At 52.8% G+C, this 375-nt stretch carries 1 pseudogene; it reads left to right on the top strand.

Annotated elements, in window-relative coordinates:
* Window positions 1-375 (top strand): annotated as a pseudogene (locus EXE42_RS15450) (hypothetical protein); the annotation flags it as partial.

Below are 375 nucleotides of genomic sequence, written 5' to 3'. Positions count from 1 at the left end.
AAGAAGACCGAGTTCAACTTGTTCTTCTATGACCCGCGCAACATGGGCGGCTTTGCCGCGGTCGGTCACCTCCTGAAGCGGTCGTACTATATTTACACGGCTGGGCTGCTCTTGTTTTTCCTGCTCGTCTATGGGCCCGTCCTGCTTTCGGTAGATGGGTACGTGCCTGGTCTGTTTGAGCTGGTCTTCTTTTCGGCTGCGTGGTTCGTTGGGCTGCTCTCGATTGCGTACTCGATGTACACCATCCACCAGCTCATGTCGGCACAGAAGGAGCGACGAATCCGGGAACTAGAGGCTGAACTCCATCAGGCAATCGAAAACCCGTACGATATTAACAACTCAAAAGTTGTCGATCAAGACAAGTTAGACGATGCG

Origin of the sequence: Halorubrum sp. SP3, from assembly GCF_005435195.1 — an archaeon.
Lineage (GTDB): Archaea > Halobacteriota > Halobacteria > Halobacteriales > Haloferacaceae > Halorubrum > Halorubrum sodomense.
Note: the sequence above shows the minus strand (reverse complement) of the source record. Positions and strands in the feature narration are given on the sequence as shown.